The organism is Bacillus cereus group sp. RP43, assembly GCF_040459645.1.
Classification (GTDB): domain Bacteria; phylum Bacillota; class Bacilli; order Bacillales; family Bacillaceae_G; genus Bacillus_A; species Bacillus_A mycoides_C.
On the sequence record NZ_JARVHQ010000002.1, the window covers coordinates 210,214 to 228,753 of the forward strand.

Genomic DNA, 18,540 nt, shown 5'->3' on the forward strand with positions numbered 1-18,540 from the left:
ATAACAATGGGACAAGGAAACCGCGGGATGGCATTTGAAATGCTTATCAATCTAGCAAACGAAATGTATCAAAGAGGAGGAGTGGCGCTTATAAACAAGCGTCCGACTCCTGTGAAGGTGTTAAAAATTAAGGGTAGCCGTGTGCTAAATGGATTCTATGAAGCTAAAAGCACAGTAGACTATGACGGCGTGTATAAAGGACGAGCTATCGCATTTGAAGCGAAATCTACAGAGAATGCTGGACGATTTGATTTAAAGAATATTGCACAGCACCAATTGGATTGCCCGGAGAAAGCAGAAAAGATGGTAGCGATTTGTTTCTTCCTAATTGAATTCAGCAAGGACAAGTCAGTATTCGTGGTACCACTATCAATTATTCAATCTTATGTAAGGATGTCGCAAAAGCCAAAAGGTAAGAAGTCGATACCAAGAGCAGATTTTGATATTTATGGGTACTTAGTAGATCAGACAGAACGAGCGCCAGTTGATTACCTGCAATACATTGATGAAGCAGTAGCACCAGTTATGTTTGATAGCATGATTCAATTTGATCAGGACCATAAAAAGGTAGCAAATAACATAGAAGCAGCAAAAGAGAAGATGACCAACAAGAAACGTAAATTATTAAAAGCTTAATGGATAACGGAACCATGCAGAGTGGATGGTGATGGCTACTTGCTATGCATGTTTCCCTTATTCAACAATGAGATGTCAAAATTTCACGTACCTAATGTGAATGTAAAAACCAAAATTTGAAATAGGGGGATTCCGACTTGGAGAGACAATTGACTTTGTTACCGGATATCGATGATAAGAAAGTACAGAAGGGGGTACCGTCACATGCCCATCAAGCTAATATTTTGAGGCACCCCCAAAACAAAATTTTTATCTCTTGATAGCTATTTATGTTAATTTAGCTCGTTTTTTTGAAGATTATCGGTTTCTTTAACGGCATTGACGATTTTATCTTATTCAGCCCTGTTTAAATTTACTCGCAGGACGAATAAACCCTACATCTTTTGCGAACCTTTGAAGAATCTGAGCAGATAAATGATGGTGTAATTCCTGAGAGAATAGTTGAAACCCTTTTGCTAGTGAAATATCCATAAAAACACCATCCTTTTCATTGACTCTACTAAAGGGAGAGTGTAAATGTTCTTTAGGAAATATATACTTAAGTAAATTAGCACTTATATTTTATTTGATAGTTATAGAAAAGAAAAAATAAAGATAAATTCCACATTAAAAGAAGGATATTATTTTTTGTGTCGAATCAACTTATATAAGTATATAGTATTAGGTGACATAGGACAGTAGGAACCCATGTTGGCGTCATTTGTTAAATGTAATTCTTTTTGCAGCGCAGTGCCTCCTTATACAAGGGGGCTTTTTTGTTGTAAATATATATGGAGGCATAAGAGTGATGACAGACGAATATAAACACTTAATTTCGTATGTAGATAAAATAAAAGAGCTTAATTATAGTACAGCTTCGGCATTAATAGTTATTCATAATGATAAAATTGTAGTAAACCATTATAACGGAAGGCATTCAAATGTTGCTTCATCAAAAAAGATCTCGCAATCATCACAATTCCATGTTGCTTCTGCACGTAAAAGTTACCTGGGTCTAGCAGTTGCTTATGCCCTCTATGAGGGGAAAATTAAAAGTTTAGATGATTACGCAAGAAATTATTTTGATGAATATGATTGGGATGTTCTTGGGGATACCACTTTAAGACATTTAGTGACATATTCTCATGGAATCGATGACAATGATGGAGCAATTTTTAGAGAATTTGAACCAGGAGAGCGTTGGGCGTATAAAGGGATGGGGGTCATCATGATGACGCAACTCATTAACAACTTATATAAAAAGCCTTTTACACAATTACTTAAAGAAAGAATTTTTGAGCCTCTTAATTTCAAAGAGACTGCTTGGAGGACAATAGAGATCGATGAGCTTGTTAAAGTAATTACCGATCCCAGTAGGGATGCGATACTACCAATCAATCATTCAACAAGTGGGTTGGAAGGGAATCTCTTTGTTTCTACAAGAGAGTTTGCATATTGGGGATATCTTCATTTAAAGAAAGGATTCATGAATGGAAAGCAAATAGTTCCTAAAGAAGTAATTGAAATTGCGACAAAAGTACAAAGTCCAATCTATAAAGACAGAACGCTCCCTGAAAATGGCCTATTTTGGTATGTCCAAAATGACCATACTTTAAAAAGTGAAATGGGTGAAAGGGTACCCGTAGGTTCATTCCAAATACTTGGGAACACAGGCCCGACTATCTTGGTAATTCCTAAATATAACGTGGTTGTAGTAAAAATGTATAATAAAAAATACAATTATGGAGGGGATAATTATCTTTATTACTTAAGAGAATTTAGCAATTTAGTTGCAGATACTTTTGCAAAATAATCTCATTTATTCAATTACCACTTAAAAACACAAAAAACGTAATTACTTATTGTTTTACTGTTTTGGAGATACTTCAAAATCTGAGATTGATGGCTATTGGGTCACCATACATCATTATCAACCTCAGATAAATCTATATCCATAATTCACAGAAAACGTTATTCTTTTTGTAGAAATATACAGAAAGGATGGCGTTTTTGTATGAATCTATCGATTCAGGATGAGTTTCATTTGTTCGCTGAAGAGTTACAGCGATATCTATCTCCACATATTCTTCAACAACTCGCACAAGAGACAGGTTTTGTAAAACGTAAAAGTAAGTATGGCGCACAAGGTTTGTTTTCAATCTTTCGATTGATTATAAGTTTATAGATAATATCGGAGGCATTGGAGATTACTGTATAAAATAAAGTGTAGGAATATATCTGAAAATAAAAGCACATTCTCCGTCTTCTTTAAAATAATAAAAAGGAGAATATGCCAAAATAGAGGACTAAATCGGTTCAGCTGCTTGTAATATTGCGTCTAATAAACCTGGAAAACGTTTATTCAAGTCATCTGTACGAAGGGAATTGAATCGCTGAGTGCCCTCTATTCTCGTATAGGTAATTCCTGATTCCCTCAATACTTTATAATGATGTGAAAGAGTAGATTTGGGAATAGGAATATTAACATTCCCGCATGATTGCTCTCCTATCTTTGCAATTTCCCGAACGATTTGGATTCTGATTTGATCACTAAGAGCATCTAAAACGGTTGTTAAACGAATATCGTTTGTTTCTGGATGAAATAATTTTCTCATTTTAATTCTCCTGTTTTTGAAAATGTCTTATTGGTATTATACTACAAAATATATCCTTGCTCTATTTTCTTATTATGAGCAGGATGTAGTATGTGAGAATCCCGAAACATATATTGTAATGTTATATTTGCAACGCAATATAATTTATGTTAGGATTCATATTGTTCCATCGTACTCGAAATATGAAACTTATTATACGCTTTAAAAACTTAGTTAACGTACAACTTTTAATAGGTTGGCACTATTTTCTTAAATAAGCAGCTAACTATATGAAAAGAATACAAACTAAAAGCCTTACTTATTTTACCTTATTTAAATTCATTCTTTTTCAAGTATTATAATGAGAAACACTTATCGGGGATATGGAATATTTGTATTATCAATCCGGAAATAACAACTTTGAACTTCGGAAAGAATTTCAATTACAAGGAGATAACATCATGAATAATAATTATCCATCTATATTTAAACCTTTCAAATTACCATCGGGGATAGAATTAAAGAACCGTATTCTCATGGCACCAATGACAACTTCAGCATCTACACCACATGGTGACCTGACAGAAGAAGAACTAATATATTATGCTCGCCGTGCGAAAGGCGGAATTGGTGCAGTAATTACATCTTGTGCACATGTAGAACTACTTGGAGTAGGGTTTGAAAATTCGATGGGAGTAGAATCTGATGCTCGTATTCCTAGCTTAACAAAATTAGCGAATACAATTAAAGAGAATGGTGCAAAGGCTATTTTACAAATTTTTCATGCAGGGCGAATGACAAACTCTACATTATTAAAAGGTGAGAAGCCTGTATCAGCTAGTGCAATTCCATCGTTACGACAAAATGCTGAAACACCACGTGAAATGAGTAACGATGAAATTGAAACGACGATAAAAGCGTTTGGAGAAGCAACACGCCGTGCAATAGAAGCTGGATTTGATGGCGTAGAAATTCATGGTGCAAATACATTTTTAATCCAACAATTTTTCTCTCCACATTCAAACCGACGAACAGATAAATGGGGTGGCAGTGTAGAAAAACGTATGGCATTTCCTTTAGCGGTAGTGGAGTCAGTGAAAAAAGCTGTTAAAAATCATGCGAAAGAACCATTTATTGTAGGATATCGTCTTAGTCCAGAAGAGCGTGAACAACCAGGTATCACAATGGATGATACAATTAAACTAGTAAAAGTATTAGCGACGAAAGAATTAGATTATATCCATGCATCGGTTGGGAATTTCTTCGGCGGATCTTTACGTAACTCAGAAGATACAGTTTCTCGTGTACAATTAATTCAAGAAACGGTTGGTAATGAAGTACCTGTTATGGGTGTAGGAGCACTTCAAACACCTGAACAAGTCGAAAAAGCACTTTCGATAACTTCATTAGTTTCATTAGGACATGCTTTAATTATGGATCCAGAATGGATGGAAAAGACTCAGAATAGTGAAGAGAAAACTATTTTTGATGCATTATATGTTAGCAAAAAGGAGGAGTTAGATATTCCAGAAGCACTTTGGAATAAGCTTGTAAATACTTCAGGTTGGTTTAATATTCAGGATTGAAGTTTAAGTAATAAAGATCCTATATCATACAATTGAAATGATTCAGTATTATATTTAGAAGAATAAATTAGTCCTGAAATGGTTTGTAAATATTCTTGATAAAGAGGGTAGTCCCATCACTTGTGATTCATATATTGTAGAAGAGGTGATGGATTATGGCTACCAAAACATCTCCACTTAAACTAGGCAATGAAATATATGGTACGATAAAAATTGAAGAAGCGTTTCTAACAGCTTTAAAGATGTACTTTATAAAGCAGCAAGAAAAAAAAACTCCTGGTTAATCAGGAGTTTTTTTGTTGAAGATGATAACATGGTAGAAATGGTTATTCAGTTTTGTAGATCCATACATACTCTTCACCAATATAAGCATCCCAATACTTCCATTGCCAAGCCGGGGGAGGTGTATCTTGATAATATAATTGGTAAAAGATATTTAACCACTTTAGGGAATAATGGTTAATTTTTAAAGAATGGTATAACGTACTGGGAATCGAAAAAGCCTCCTGATACCCACCACTACCTTTGCTTGAATGGTGGTAAATATGAAAATATTCATTTAGGTTAGGGGTACCGCCACATGCCCATCAACCTAAGAATTCAGAATTACCCCAAAACGAAAAAATGAGCTTTTTGTTACAAGTTAGCACAAATTTTCATTCTAGGGGGTACTATAAAATTTTAGCTTGATGGCCATACCCTCCAAGGTGCCATTTATTTCACTTATGCTTTGCTAAAAATTCTGTTATGCGACGATATACATATATTTCATTTTCTTTTTTTGAAAATCCATGTCCTTCATCGTCTAGTACTAGGTATTCTACATCTACTTCTTTTTCTTGCAGCGCTCGAAAAATTTGATCCGATTCTGTCTTTACAACTCGTGGATCATTTGCCCCCTGAATTATAAGGAGTGGTTTATTCATTTGATTTAAATATGTAATTGGTGAATCATTTATAAGCTTATCTTTATCATTCTTAATATCACCTATTAAATTAACTGCAAGCGGTTTCCAATTTTCAGGCATAGATTCGATAAAACTAAATAAATTGCTAGGCCCAAAAATATCAATAGCTGCACGGAAATACTCTGAATGACGCCCATAGAGCAATAAGGCCATATACCCTCCATAACTACCACCCATAACAAATAATTTATCAGGAGTTGATATACCCTGTTCAAATAACCATTCTATTCCTGCTACACAATCTAAGCGTGGGGCTTCTCCCCAATCACCTTCAATCATTTTTGTAAATGTTGAACCATATCTTGTACTTCCTCTAAAGTTTGGTGCAAAAATATTATATCCCTGCCTTAATAAATATTGAAATAATGCCCCGAAATCTTTTGTCTCAGCACTTTGTGGACCACCATGAGGCCAGAATATTGTATATCCGTTTTGCACTTCTCCTTTCGCCCGGAATAATAATGCTTCTATGTTTAATCCATCAAAGGAGGCATATGTTATAACATCCGGTTCAACAAAAGAAGATTCAGATAAACCAATAACATAGTTTTTTGTTAATGCTGACCATTCTGTATCTCCATTTTTCTTGTAATAGATGTTTGCTGTTTTCTTCGCACTTTCACCTAATAGATATAAATTTTCAGATTTGGTAATTTCTATTTGACGTATCGTATCTACCGGAGAATTTAATAGAATTAATTCCTTTGTATCCCATACAAATTTATATAACCTATCTGTAACACCTTTCGACGAAACAATGTAGCCATTTTTTGTTTCAGTATGCCATTTTATATCGGATATATCTTCCTTCTCTATTTTACAGATTGGTTTGAATTCCTGTTTATTTAAATCAAAAGAAGCTACATAAGAAAACTCTTCTTCATAATTCGTAACAAAAATCACTGTATTTTCATCAATATAACAAATGGACTCTATGGTATGTTCTTTCTCACTGGAAGGTACTATACAAATGAGTTCTTCTCCCTTTTTCACATATCCTACATTATATGTATTACTATATGACTTTAAAACAATGTAACTTGATTCATTCGGACTCACTGCCCCCACATATGTAGGTGTCTCCACACCAGTTAACAGAAGCGTATCTTCTTTTGTACGTATATTATAACAACGTGAGTTGAAGAACCTTGGGTTATCTTTACTTGTGACATAGTATAATCGTTCCCCATCCTCTGTTAAATGCACATAATAATCCTTTTCTGTCTCTCCTGCTGGAATCAATTCAAGCAATCCGCCACCCTCTGGTTTTAATGCATAAATATGATAATTTTCATCGCCATCTTTATCAAATCCAGCTAAAATAAATCTATTTAAAGAATCCACTTTAATAAAATTACTTGCTTGATTACAATATGTTAACGGATACGGGGATAAGTTTGGTAAATCCATCGCCCATAAATTAGAATGCCCATTTAAGTTTGTACTAAAAATTAACCTTCCTTCATCTTCACTGACTGTAAACTTACCCATACTATATGATCTAAAAAATTGTTCGGCATCTTCTCTAGGAAATTGAATCATCTTTCTTCCTCCATTCTATTTAATATCTAAAAATTCAGAACACCACATATATAAAGATTCTATATTTCCCTACTTATCCCTTTTTTGTTTTATTTAGATTTACTTCTACCTTCTAATTCCCTTATTAACATTACAAGTAGAGAGGTAAAAGTTTCGTTCTGGAGGTACTTTAAAATCTTAGCTTGATGGACATAGGGTAGCACCACATCGCTATCAACCTAAGCTTCTTAATTACCCCCATAATGAAAATTCTATATCTTTGCCAATTGTATTTCTCTACACCTGGAGGACAAGTTTTATTATCATTATGACAAGTTAACTTGTCGTAATGATAATAAAACTGTACAATAAATATATAATTAATAAGGGGTGGTTACAAATCATGCAAAAAGAAGAGATATTAAGAAAATACAAAAAAATGGGGAGAGATGAACGTAAAGAACTTATAGAATTAGATTCATCTAGTTACGGTTTAATAGCTGTACTTGTTTTAGTCCTATTTTTTGGTTCTTGGAAATTGATGCATGGTATTAAAAGTTACGAATTAATTTCAATTTTTTCTGGTTATATAGCTAGTACAAGTTTTTATAAGTTTAAAAAGTTGAAAGAACAAAAATTTCTTATTGCAAGCATTTTAGCAATAATGAGTACAATTGCAAGTGCCATAGTTTTCTTTCTGGAGGGATGATAATTGAAAGATGAATTAGTACTGCAAAATCGTTTGAAAGTAGCAAGAGCTGAGAAAAAAATATCACAGGGAGAATTAGCTGAAATGGTAGGAGTATCTAGGCAAACAATTAGTTCTATTGAAACAGGACAATTTTGTCCAACTGCAAAGTTAGCATTAGTACTCTGTATAGCGCTAGATAAAAAATTTGAAGAATTATTTTATTTTTGATTAATTGGTGTACTAGAGATCAAAACAAATCTCTTTCAATCTAGTTTTTTATTATCCATAAAACAAAAAATACGCTATCCTTGCTGTATCATCATAGGAAAGGGTGGCGTTTTTGTATGTCTATTTCTGTATCTGATGAATTACAACTATTTGCTCAAGAAATTCAAAACCTCTTATCTCCAGATTTCTTAAGAAATCTTGCTAGAGATGTTGGCTTTGTACAACGAACCAGTAAGTACCAAGCAAAAGATTTAGTAGCTCTATGTGTATGGATGAGTCAAAATGTTGCTAAAACCTCTTTAACTCAGTTATGTAGCTGTTTAGAAGTATCAACAGAGGTTCTCATCAGTCCTGAAGGACTGAATCAACGATTTAATGCCACAGCCGTGCGATTTCTACACCAAGTGTTAGCTGAACTTCTCAGCCAAAAGTTATCTTCAACCAAGCTGCTCTCTTCTCCTTACACTTCTAATTTCAAGCGTATTCGTATCCTAGATTCAACTGCATTTCAACTTCCCGATGTATTTTCATCTGTTTATCCAGGTGCAGGAGGGTGCAGTCATACAGCGGGGGTGAAGATTCAGCTTGAGTATGACCTATTAAGTGGACAGTTCCTACATATTCATACAGGTCCAGGTAAACAACATGATCGAACCTATGGTTCTCTGTGTGTCCCAACTGTGACAGCGAATGACTTATGTATCCGTGATTTAGGTTATTTTCACTTGAAAGATCTTCAGCATATACAAAATGAAAAGGCTTACTATATCTCTCGTATTAAATCAAATACACGTATTTATCAAAAAAATCCCAGCCCTAATTATTTTCAAGATGGAAGAATCAAGAAAGGTACAGAGTATATCCAGATAGATATGGAGGTTTTAATGAACTCACTTCAACCGGGACAAATATGCGAAATACCTGACGCTTATGTAGGAATGATTGATAAAGTACCAACTCGTGTGATTGTTCATCGGCTAACAAAAGAACAACAACAAAAACGATTACAAGATCAAACTGTGAGAGAAAAAAAGAAAAGAATGAAGTATTCTTCTCGTAGTAAACGACTCAGTGGTATCAATGTATATATGACAAACACGCCGACAGATATTGTCCCGATGGGACAAGTACATGATTGGTACTCTTTGCGTTGGCAAATTGAAATTTTATTTAAAACGTGGAAATCATTCTTTCAAATTCATCAGTGTAAAAAGATAAAATCAGAAAGATGGGAGTGCCATTTGTATGGACAATTGATTGCCATTCTACTCTGTTCTTCTATCATGTTTCAAATGCGGCAATTACTTCTTATAAAAAAGAAACGAGAACTGAGTGAGTATAAGGCCATATATATGATTAAAGATTATTTTCTACTTCTTTTCCAAGCTATACAGAAAGACACCCAAGAGCTATCAAAGATTCTACTTCGCCTGTTCAATCTCCTACATCAAAACAGGCGAAAATCTCACAGATATGAGAAGAAAACAGTCTTTGATATTTTAGGTGTCGTTTACAATTGTACCATGTCTGATAATCAAGCGGCTTAATTCAAAAAATGAAACCCGTTAGGGTTTATTTCGTATGCGAATCTTTCAATCACCTACACTTTCCCTTTAGAAAAAAGAAATAACCTCTACTATAATTGACGTTGTATAAGCTTAGCTTGATAGCGATGGGGTACCGCCACATCTCCATCAAGCTAACAAATAAAAATACCCCCAAAATGAAAAAAACGATATTCTTTCTATCTAAATTGTAGAAGGATTATCGTTTTTTTACTTTTATAAATGTAAAAAACTTTTGACATTTATGATGGATTTATATAAACTGGAAATGTAAAAAGTTTTTTACAAAATTAGAGGTGATGTTCATAAAAATGGAGAACATAATTCGTATTTTACGTAAAGAGCAAAAGCTTTCCCAAGAAGATTTAGCTAAATTATGTCGTGTTTCAAGACAAACGATTAATGCGATTGAGAATAACAAATATGATCCTACATTGGAACTTGCTTTTAATTTAGCTAAATCCCTTGGTGTAACAGTTGATCAATTATTTATTTATTAAATCTAGATAAGGAGAAGAAACAAATGAAAAATGGAATTAATATCTTATTTACTTGTTTTTACATTGTGATTATGGGTTTACTTGCTTTTGAATGGTATGAGAAGCAACAGCTCTCTATAACTTCGTTATTTGTAGCAACAATCATTTTGCAATCATTATTTATGAAGAGAATTTTGAAAGGGAAAAAAGAGAGTGAGAATTTTATTGATGAAATGTTTTTACATATCAGACAGAAAAGCTTATCAATTTGTTGTTTTGTAATGTATGTATTAACTTTAGGTACTTTATTTTTATCAGAAGGAACATGGAATTTTAACCATATGCATAATAAACCGTTAATCTTTCTGGTTTTCTTATATCCTATCGTTTACCAAATAAGTCATATATTCGTTTCAAGAAACAACTCTTAATAGACTATCTAAAAGTAGAAAAAAACGCTATTCTTTCCTATGATTCTACAGAAAGAATAGCGTCTTTTTTGCTTTATGGATAGTGAAAAACTTAAGTTCATAGTCATATGGAGGGACCCTTATATAAAAAAATCAATAAATTTCTTAATCATTTGCATTTTTTTCTGAATAAATATATAATAACGTCTAATTAATCGAATTTGATTTAAATTCTATGAAGAGAAAGAGTAAGTTATTGTTTCTGTTCCAAAGAGAGCTGGTGTTTTGCTGAAAACCAGCGTTCAGATAATAACCGAAGATCATCTCCGAGAAGTAAAGCCGAATGTTTAGTAAGCTTTATCGGTTTCCTCCGTTAGAAGGGACAACGTATGATTGTACGTTTGTAAAGGGTAGTAAAATGTTATTTAAACATTTTATTAAACAAGAGTGGTACCGCGAGTTTCAATCTCGTCTCTTACTGAGACGGGATTTTTTGTTTTTTTAAGGGGATATTTTCACAATAAAAATTTAAGAAAAGCAGGTGAAGGCGTAATGAAGACGCTACTATTTGTAACAAATTTATATTATGAAGCAAAAGGAAGAAATTATTATGAAGAGGATTTATTCCTAACTTCTAAACTTAGAGAAGCATTTAATTTGGTCATCTGTCATCCTGAAGATATTGAAGCATTTGAAGATAATGCTAATTTGATTGTTTTCCGAAATGCAGGTCCAGTTGCAAATTTTAAAGACAAATATGAGGATTTTCGTAAACGAATTGTTTCTAAACATTTAAAAACATATAATGCGTTTAATGGGAAGGGTGATATGAATGGAAAAGAATATTTAATCGAACTAACAAATGCTCATTTTCCTGTTATTCCGACGATTGATACTCTTGATTCCCTAAGTAAACTCCCTAGTGTAGACAGATATATCGTAAAGCCGAAAAATGGAGCAGACTCTATCGGGATGGAATTTGTTACAAAAGATGAATTGAGTGAAAAAGTTAATTCAGAGTCAAAAGATACATTGGTACAACCATTTATCAATTTTGAATATGAAGTCTCATTTTATTTTATTGACAAAGAATTTCAGTATGCTCTTTATGCACCAAATAAAGATAAAAGATGGGAATTGAAAGAGTATGTACCTACGGAAGAAGATGTAGCTTTTGCTAAACGTTTCATCGACTGGAATAATCTTGACTGGGGGATTCAACGAGTTGATGCTTGCCGTAGCGAACAAGGGGGGCTTTTATTAGTCGAGTTAGAAGATTTAAACCCTTATCTTTCCTTATTAGAATTACCTGAAGAAACACGTCATAACTTTATAGAAGCAATGAAAAAATCATTACAAAAAGCTCTTCAGAATTAAATTTCCACTGTTCTTATAGAATCATATCAGCTAATATAAGCAGTTTAGTTATTCCACTAAAGGGCGCTTAAAAGAAGTAATTAAAGCCTAATTTCTCACTTATAACACCGAGAAATTAGGCTTTTTATATTTTAATTTCCTTAAATTTGTAAATATGCATTTTTCTTACTCTACTCCTATAAGTAAGTGCAACTGAAGTCTCACCATACGCCCCCATCGCTATCAAATTAAGAAATACATTCTTCCCCAAAACGATAAAAATGAATTTCGGTCCTATAAAAAACACAAAATTTCCATTTAGGGGGTACTTTAAAATCTTAGCTTGATGGCAATGGGGTACCGCCAAAATTTCGGAAAAAACCACGCTAAGCAAATTTCGACAGAAAAAGAGCCGGGTTTTACCCCGTTAGGAGTAAAACGGCTCTTTTTTATGTAATGGACACAAGTTACGTAAGCTTGAATTATATTCACCTAGAAAGTTTATATGCTCCCAACCTAATGTAGACACGTGGGGTATTGAAACTTCCCTAAATCCGCCCTTTTTTTTGAGTTCTTCAATAGCTTTCTCTAAAAAAAACGTGTTCCAAACACTAAGAGCATTGATTATGATATTGAGTGCACTTGCCCGTTATAATTGGTCTTGGATAGCGTGTTCTCTAAAATTCACTAAGTTTTCCAAATAAAAGGATAGATAAAGCATCATGGCTTTATCTATCCTTTTTTCTCATATATTATGTGCAATGTTTTATCGTATTTTGGGAAACCAGTTATGTTAAGTTGATGGGCATGTATAGCGGCCACCTAGTAGGAAAAGTTACACTATTACTGCTCAACGAAAAGAAATTCTTCTAACTAGTTAATATTGTTAGTTTGTACATAAAATTAGAATTTAACTTAATAAGATAATTGGTTAACAATATCCTGAATCAGTTGTTCCTGTTCTAATTTCTTACTTGTTTTAAACTTAGCAAGAGGAGATACTTCAAGATGCTCCTTTGAAGCGGCATAATATATATAATATTTACTATTATCAACAATCGTGATCATTCCTATTAAAGAGTGGATAAGAGAAATACAAAAGAGCAGCCAGCAAAAGCTAACTGCCCATCTCCAAGGGGGAACAAGGAAAAAAATCTAATGTCATCTATATTGTTGACGGAATATTGAGTTTTATTCAAGGGGGATTATATTTTACAAATTAGATTATGATGGTCGATATTCTCCATATTGACCAGAAAAGAACCAAAAATTCTATTGATATTCCAAGTGTTCTTTTCCTAGTTTTTTGAAATTCTTTTATTAAATAGCCAACAGCACTAATTGCTATAAGAATGAAAAGAATAAGTTCTAGTGTAACTGGCATTTGATCCACTCTAATACTTTAATTTATTATATAACGATTGTAAGATATTTTTGTGGTTAGTGGTGAAAAATTAAACAAAACTATCTCTTTACGAAAAAAAGGTCCTGTTGTCTCCAACAGAACCTCTCCTAAAATGGCAAAGAGTAACTCTTACCTTACTCTTTGTTCATATACTACAGGAGTGTTAATAAAAATCCAAGGCTCCTTATATTGAGAAATAAAGAAGAATCATTCTAAATAATCTTATCTTTGTTATAAATATAAGAGCAGTTAGCAAAAACTAACTGCTCATCTCCAAGGGGGAACAAGGAGAAAATCTAATGTCATATACAGTATTGACGGAATGTTTAGTTTTATTCAGGGCTGGTTCCAAAAAAGTGACATGCCGCCAAAATATAAAATTATTAAAAGGACAATTACTATGAAAGCAATTAAAGAAACTTTTTTCCATAAAGTTTTCATCAGTAGACCTCCTTTATGAAGAATATTAACATTCTTTCAGAATCTGAACAAAATAATTTTTTTAATAGGAAGCGAGGAATAACAATGGGACTAGGAAACAGAGGAATGGCATTTGAAATGCTTATCAATCTAGCGAATGAAATGTATCAAAGAGGGGGAGTGGCGCTTATAAACAAGCGTCCTACTCCAGTAATGGTGGCCGTGTATTAAATGGATTCTATGAAGCTAAAAGTACAGTAGACTATGATGGCGTGTATAAGGGACGAGCTTTAGCAATTGAAGCGAAGTCTACAGAGAGTCTTACACGATTTGATTTGAAGAACATTGCGCAGCACCAATTGGATTACCTGGAGAAAGCATAGAAGATGGGAGCGATTTGTTTCTTGCTTATTGAGTTTAGTAAGGACAATTTAGTATTCGTGGTACCACTATCAGTCATTCAATCTTACGTAAGGATGTCGCAACAGCCAAAAGGCAAGAAGTCGATACCAAGAGCAGACTTTGATATTTATGGGCACTTTGTAGATCAGACAGAACGAGCGCCAGTGGATTACTTACAATACATTGATGAGCAAGGAGTTACACCGGTAATAGATGGCATGATTCAATTTGATCAGGACCATAAAAAGGTAGCAAATAACATAGAAGCAGCAAAAGAGAAAATGGCTAATAAGAAACGTAAATTGCTAAAGGCTTAATGGATAGCGGAACAACGTGCAATAGTGTGGTGGGGGCTATGTTAATGCGCGATGTTCTCTTATTCAGTAGTTAGATAGTAAAATTTCACGTACCTAATGTGAATGTAAAAACCAAAGTTAGAAATAGGGGGATTCCTTCATGGAACAATTAACTTTATTACCAGCAATCGATGACAAGAAAGTACAAAAGGAAGTAGTCAGCATCTTAAAGGAATACCGTGCATTAAAGATGCTATTCAATAATGAAGTGGAACAAGAAGGAATCAGTTTGTTTCCAGAGATACGAAATTCAAGAAGAATAAGCGAATTAAAGGTGAAACAGATAGAGAAGACTTTGGACCATATCTTAGATGAGGATGAAAGAAACATTATTACTATGAAGTTTCTAGATAATAAACCAGTTAAAGATTCATTCATACAGAACGAATTGATGATGAAGAACTCATACTTTTACGAGAAAAAGAAGAGTGCCATTAAATTGATCGCTACTAAATTAGGAATCATTTGAAAATGGCAGAGAAATAGCATATTTTTTGGGGATAGCGTTCCCATTATAATAACGTTACTCGGTGACGCGGAGGCTAGAGGGAATAAGAGCTTCCCAAAATTATTTATATTTTACTTCTCATTGAGTGTATAAGCGTTCCGCCTTTCGTTTGTGGACCCATAGGTAGTAAAATCACATCTGTCATGTGGATTCTTGATTTCTATGTTAAAACTGGATCGTTTTACAAATGGGGATGTTGGTCTGTTCGATTGAATGGACCGCATCTCCTAGCAAGAAGAAATAACTCAATTATATTAGTAATTACTCACAACAATAACTAATGTAAGTCAGGTTGTTCTTCTTAAATGATTAAACGAACAGAGAGCTTCCGCTTTTTGTTTGAGGCAATACAGCTGAACATTCCCCTCAGTCTTGTGTATTGGTTCAAACAAGGTGCAGGAAGAAACGTACGCGTCTTGATATAAATCCTTTATCATTTTAGCCAAGAAGACTCCTTCCTCAAGGAACGCTTAGTGAGTAGGTGGGAGATGAATTGGCTTCGGACAAGGGATGGCAGGAAGCCATCTTAATTGTTCGACATACATAAACTGTTACTTTACTACCTATCGAATGTACGTTTGTTGTACAATAGAAACATACCGAAATGGAGGTGAAATGAATGATAATTAATAAAGCATATAAATTTCGTATCTATCCAAATAAAGCACAAGCAAACCTAATCAATAAAACGATTGGCTGTTCTCGTTTTGTATTCAATCATTTCCTATCTCTATGGGATAGTGCATACAAAGAAACAGGGAAAGGTTTGACATATGGTACATGCTCTGCGAAACTCCCTGCCATGAAGAAAGAATTTGTTTGGCTAAAAGAAGTGGATAGTATCGCGATTCAGTCGTCTGTTCGCAACCTTGCGGATGCTTATACACGCCTTTTCAAAAAACAAAACAATGCCCCGCGTTTCAAATCTAAGAAGAACAACGTACAATCTTATACCACAAAACAAACAAATGAAAACATTGCCGTTGTAGGAAACAAAATGAAATTGCCAAAACTAGGTCTTGTTCGATTTGCCAAAAGTCGTGAAGTAATTGGACGTATTTTAAATGCTACAGTTAGACGGAACCCTTCTGGCAGATACTTTGTGTCATTGTTAGTTGAAACAGAAGTGCAAGAACTTCCGAAAACAAACTCTTACATTGGAATGGATGTGGGACTAAAAGATTTCGCCATTTTGTCAGATGGAACTACCTATAAAAATCCGAAGTTTTTTCGATCATTAGAAGAGAAGTTGGCAAAAGCACAGCGTGTTCTTTCTAGAAGAATGAAAGGATCTTCTCGCTGGAATAAACAACGAGTAAAAGTAGCTAGAATTCATGAATACATGACGAATGCTAGAAAAGATTACTTGGACAAAATCTCGACTGAAATCATCAAAAACCACGATGTTATCGGTATAGAGGATTTGCAAGTATCGAATATGTTAAAGAATCATAAGTTAGCAAAAGCAATTAGTGAGGTATCATGGTCTCAGTTTCGAACTATGTTGGAATATAAGGCAAAATGGTACGGCAAACAAATCATTGTCGTATCGAAAACATTTGCTTCAAGCCAATTATGTTCTTGTTGTGGATATCAAAACAAAGACGTTAAAAATCTAAACCTACGTAAATGGGACTGCCCTTCTTGCCTTACACACCATGATAGGGATATTAACGCAAGTATCAATCTAAAGAATGAAGCGATAAGGCTTCTAACCGCAAGGACTGTGGAGATAGCCTAATAAATTAGAGTTCGATAGAACTCTTTACTTAGGAATCCCCCTCTTCTAAACGAAGTGAAAGTGGGGGTAGTTCAAAATTCGATATTGGCGAAAATGACATTAAGTAGCCGACTCTACGGAGTATAAACGAGAAGAGGAATATAAAGTTGAGAATATGAATTCTCACTCTTCTCCCAGTCACTGACACAGGGCGTGTAGCCATACTATTGATGCGGTGGCTTGGAGAATCCTGAGAGTATCTAGAATACCAGAGGCTTAAAGAGATACTCATTGCCATTTGTTATCTCTCTTCCCCTTTAGGAACTGTCACCTTTCGTGATGGATTTTTGTTTTGTAGAATATTTTTCTATTCTGTCGAATAGATATATTGGGAGAGGTGGAGAATAAGAAAATGAAAAAATTTATAATAAGCATAGAAGCAATCGATGGTAAACAACACGAATTTGAAATTGAGTATAAAAAGACAGTAACAGTTACTGCTATAGAAAATTCTATACAAGCAAGAGAAGCTAGATTCTTCAGATTTGGAGATCGTATGGTTAATTTGGACAATGTATTCTCTTTGGTGGTAAAAGAGAAGAAGGATTAAATACAAAAAAAGCATCCATAACGGGTGCTTTTTTCTTTGTTATATAGAAATTACACATTAAACCAGTGAACATTCTAATAAGACAAGCATATGATGAATTCGTGGGACGAGTTATCATATGAGGTGAAACTTGGGGCGCCATACTTATTTGTTGAAGGGTACCTAATGACGGGTACTCTTTTTATTTTGCACCTTTTAATAAGGACAAGCATATATTGGAGTATGGGGTTGCCCCACTTCATATATTTGAGCACCTATCGATTATGGGTGCTCTTTTATTTTGTACAAAATGGACATTTGAATTAAATAATTATATAAATAGATAGAATCTAATTATATGATGTGCATATTAATCCAAGGGGTACAAATTCGATGCGACGTGAAAAGGATTTGTTGAAACAATGGAAGGCGGACTTGCAAGCTGTTCAAGAAGAGAAGAGGCTGAAGAAGAAGGCTAAGAAAAACAATAAGAAATATAGCATTACTGGTAATACAGCTGACTTCATGAATGGCAAGAATACTTATCATAAAGAGAATGGGGTATGGAAGCAAAGAAATAAATAATATGAGAATAAATGAGTTTGATGAAGTGTATAGCAATTATCGTAGGCGCTGCCGTGATCTGGGTGGCGTCTTGTTTGTTGTTAAGGGATGATAAGGGGTGAAATAGATTTGAAACTTAAAGATTAGATAATAATATTATTACTTTAAATGTAGAAAATAGACTAGTAAACAAGCTTCTTTTGTTTTTAAACATAGAATATGATGAATCTTAAAGTTAAGAGGAGGTAATCATATTTATGGGATGTAATTGTAATTTCAGACATTGCAGAGAGTGTAATAGATTTTGGGATGATTTAATGTTTTGCAGACGCAGACATAGAGATTGTGATGACCGTCGTTGTAGACGTGACCGTGACTGTGATTGTGATGAGTGTCGTCGCAGACGTAATGATGATCATGACCGTGATCATGATGATCATCGGGATTGGTAAAGTCTATTGAAAGAGTGCATTTCTTCATAGCACTCTTTTTTTGTTTATGGATTTTCTAAATTAATACTTATTAACGTGACTTTACCCATAAAGTTGCCGCTAAAGGAAGCA

Annotated in this window: 18 protein-coding genes, 3 pseudogenes and 1 other annotated feature; of the genes and pseudogenes, 17 read left to right on the forward strand and 4 right to left on the reverse strand. The window is 34.0% G+C overall.

The features are described from left to right. The first annotated feature begins 6 nt into the window (after nt 1-6). Entirely contained in the window at nt 7-636 is a 630-nt protein-coding gene (locus tag QCI75_RS27745; RefSeq protein ID WP_353761742.1) for a Holliday junction resolvase RecU, read from the forward strand. 336 nt (nt 637-972) lie between these two features. Here the strand turns inward: QCI75_RS27745 and QCI75_RS27750 are convergent, their stop codons facing one another. Continuing rightward, nucleotides 973-1,107 (reverse strand): hypothetical protein, encoded by a 135-nt coding sequence (locus QCI75_RS27750; protein ID WP_353761743.1) that lies wholly within the window; start codon nt 1,105-1,107, stop codon nt 973-975. A 316-nt stretch (nt 1,108-1,423) separates the two neighbouring features. On the opposite strand from QCI75_RS27750, the gene QCI75_RS27755 reads away from it, so the two are divergent. After that, complete coding sequence (locus QCI75_RS27755; RefSeq protein WP_353761968.1) at nt 1,424-2,428, forward strand: serine hydrolase domain-containing protein; 1,005 nt, start codon at nt 1,424-1,426, stop codon at nt 2,426-2,428. A gap of 201 nt (nt 2,429-2,629) precedes the next feature. Then, a pseudogene (locus QCI75_RS27760) lies at nt 2,630-2,776 on the forward strand (IS4 family transposase); the annotation flags it as partial. Between the two features lie 145 nt (nt 2,777-2,921). Here QCI75_RS27760 and QCI75_RS27765 read toward each other — a convergent pair. Continuing rightward, nucleotides 2,922-3,230, reverse strand: a complete 309-nt coding sequence (locus tag QCI75_RS27765) for an ArsR/SmtB family transcription factor (protein WP_098911730.1) — start codon at nt 3,228-3,230, stop codon at nt 2,922-2,924. A 440-nt stretch (nt 3,231-3,670) separates the two neighbouring features. Here QCI75_RS27765 and QCI75_RS27770 point away from each other — a divergent pair, with 440 nt between their 5' ends. After that, a complete protein-coding gene (locus QCI75_RS27770) occupies nt 3,671-4,795 on the forward strand; it encodes an NADH-dependent flavin oxidoreductase (RefSeq protein ID WP_353761744.1) in 1,125 nt (374 codons plus the stop codon). A gap of 155 nt (nt 4,796-4,950) precedes the next feature. Beyond that, nucleotides 4,951-5,079, forward strand: a complete 129-nt coding sequence (locus QCI75_RS27775) for a hypothetical protein (protein WP_353761745.1) — start codon at nt 4,951-4,953, stop codon at nt 5,077-5,079. Between the two features lie 435 nt (nt 5,080-5,514). On the opposite strand, the gene QCI75_RS27780 is transcribed toward QCI75_RS27775, so the two are convergent. Further along, nucleotides 5,515-7,305 (reverse strand): S9 family peptidase, encoded by a 1,791-nt coding sequence (locus tag QCI75_RS27780; RefSeq protein ID WP_353761746.1) that lies wholly within the window; start codon nt 7,303-7,305, stop codon nt 5,515-5,517. A gap of 382 nt (nt 7,306-7,687) precedes the next feature. Here QCI75_RS27780 and QCI75_RS27785 point away from each other — a divergent pair, with 382 nt between their 5' ends. The 6 genes from QCI75_RS27785 to QCI75_RS27810 all read left to right on the forward strand — a co-directional run bounded on the left by QCI75_RS27785 (nt 7,688) and on the right by QCI75_RS27810 (nt 12,034). Beyond that, nucleotides 7,688-7,993, forward strand: coding sequence for a DUF6442 family protein (locus QCI75_RS27785; protein WP_060489046.1), 306 nt, complete (start codon nt 7,688-7,690; stop codon nt 7,991-7,993). 3 nt (nt 7,994-7,996) lie between these two features. Beyond that, the gene (locus QCI75_RS27790; protein ID WP_000651002.1) at nt 7,997-8,203 is read left to right on the forward strand and encodes a helix-turn-helix transcriptional regulator; all 207 of its coding nucleotides are present in this window, start codon (nt 7,997-7,999) and stop codon (nt 8,201-8,203) included. 116 nt (nt 8,204-8,319) lie between these two features. Further along, nucleotides 8,320-9,750 carry an IS4 family transposase gene (locus tag QCI75_RS27795; protein ID WP_353761748.1) on the forward strand — a complete coding sequence of 477 codons (1,431 nt, stop codon included), beginning with the start codon at nt 8,320-8,322 and terminating at the stop codon, nt 9,748-9,750. A gap of 329 nt (nt 9,751-10,079) precedes the next feature. Next, entirely contained in the window at nt 10,080-10,268 is a 189-nt protein-coding gene (locus tag QCI75_RS27800; protein ID WP_002165486.1) for a helix-turn-helix transcriptional regulator, read from the forward strand. A 23-nt stretch (nt 10,269-10,291) separates the two neighbouring features. Then, entirely contained in the window at nt 10,292-10,678 is a 387-nt protein-coding gene (locus QCI75_RS27805; protein WP_016135620.1) for a hypothetical protein, read from the forward strand. A gap of 205 nt (nt 10,679-10,883) precedes the next feature. Further along, nucleotides 10,884-11,136 (forward strand) — a binding site (T-box leader). A gap of 73 nt (nt 11,137-11,209) precedes the next feature. Continuing rightward, complete coding sequence (locus QCI75_RS27810) at nt 11,210-12,034, forward strand: ATP-grasp domain-containing protein (RefSeq protein ID WP_353761750.1); 825 nt, start codon at nt 11,210-11,212, stop codon at nt 12,032-12,034. Nucleotides 12,035-12,440: 406 nt separating this feature from the next. On the opposite strand, the pseudogene QCI75_RS27815 reads toward QCI75_RS27810, so the two are convergent. Then, nucleotides 12,441-12,695, reverse strand: a pseudogene (locus QCI75_RS27815) (Tn3 family transposase); the annotation flags it as partial. Nucleotides 12,696-13,943: 1,248 nt separating this feature from the next. On the opposite strand from QCI75_RS27815, the pseudogene QCI75_RS27820 reads away from it, so the two are divergent. The 6 genes and pseudogenes from QCI75_RS27820 (at nt 13,944) to QCI75_RS27845 (ending at nt 18,429) form a co-directional block, all read left to right on the forward strand. Continuing rightward, nucleotides 13,944-14,557 (forward strand): annotated as a pseudogene (locus QCI75_RS27820) (Holliday junction resolvase RecU). 139 nt (nt 14,558-14,696) lie between these two features. Beyond that, nucleotides 14,697-15,065 (forward strand): ArpU family phage packaging/lysis transcriptional regulator, encoded by a 369-nt coding sequence (locus QCI75_RS27825; protein WP_353761752.1) that lies wholly within the window; start codon nt 14,697-14,699, stop codon nt 15,063-15,065. Between the two features lie 658 nt (nt 15,066-15,723). After that, nucleotides 15,724-16,845, forward strand: coding sequence for an IS200/IS605 family element RNA-guided endonuclease TnpB (gene tnpB, locus QCI75_RS27830; RefSeq protein ID WP_353761753.1), 1,122 nt, complete (start codon nt 15,724-15,726; stop codon nt 16,843-16,845). Nucleotides 16,846-17,236: 391 nt separating this feature from the next. After that, a complete protein-coding gene (locus tag QCI75_RS27835) occupies nt 17,237-17,434 on the forward strand; it encodes a hypothetical protein (protein ID WP_353761755.1) in 198 nt (65 codons plus the stop codon). Nucleotides 17,435-17,806: 372 nt separating this feature from the next. Continuing rightward, nucleotides 17,807-17,998 (forward strand): hypothetical protein, encoded by a 192-nt coding sequence (locus QCI75_RS27840; protein ID WP_353761756.1) that lies wholly within the window; start codon nt 17,807-17,809, stop codon nt 17,996-17,998. A 236-nt stretch (nt 17,999-18,234) separates the two neighbouring features. Beyond that, on the forward strand, nt 18,235-18,429 hold the full coding sequence (locus tag QCI75_RS27845; RefSeq protein ID WP_353761757.1) for a hypothetical protein: 195 nt from the start codon (nt 18,235-18,237) through the stop codon (nt 18,427-18,429). Nucleotides 18,430-18,540 lie beyond the last annotated feature (111 nt).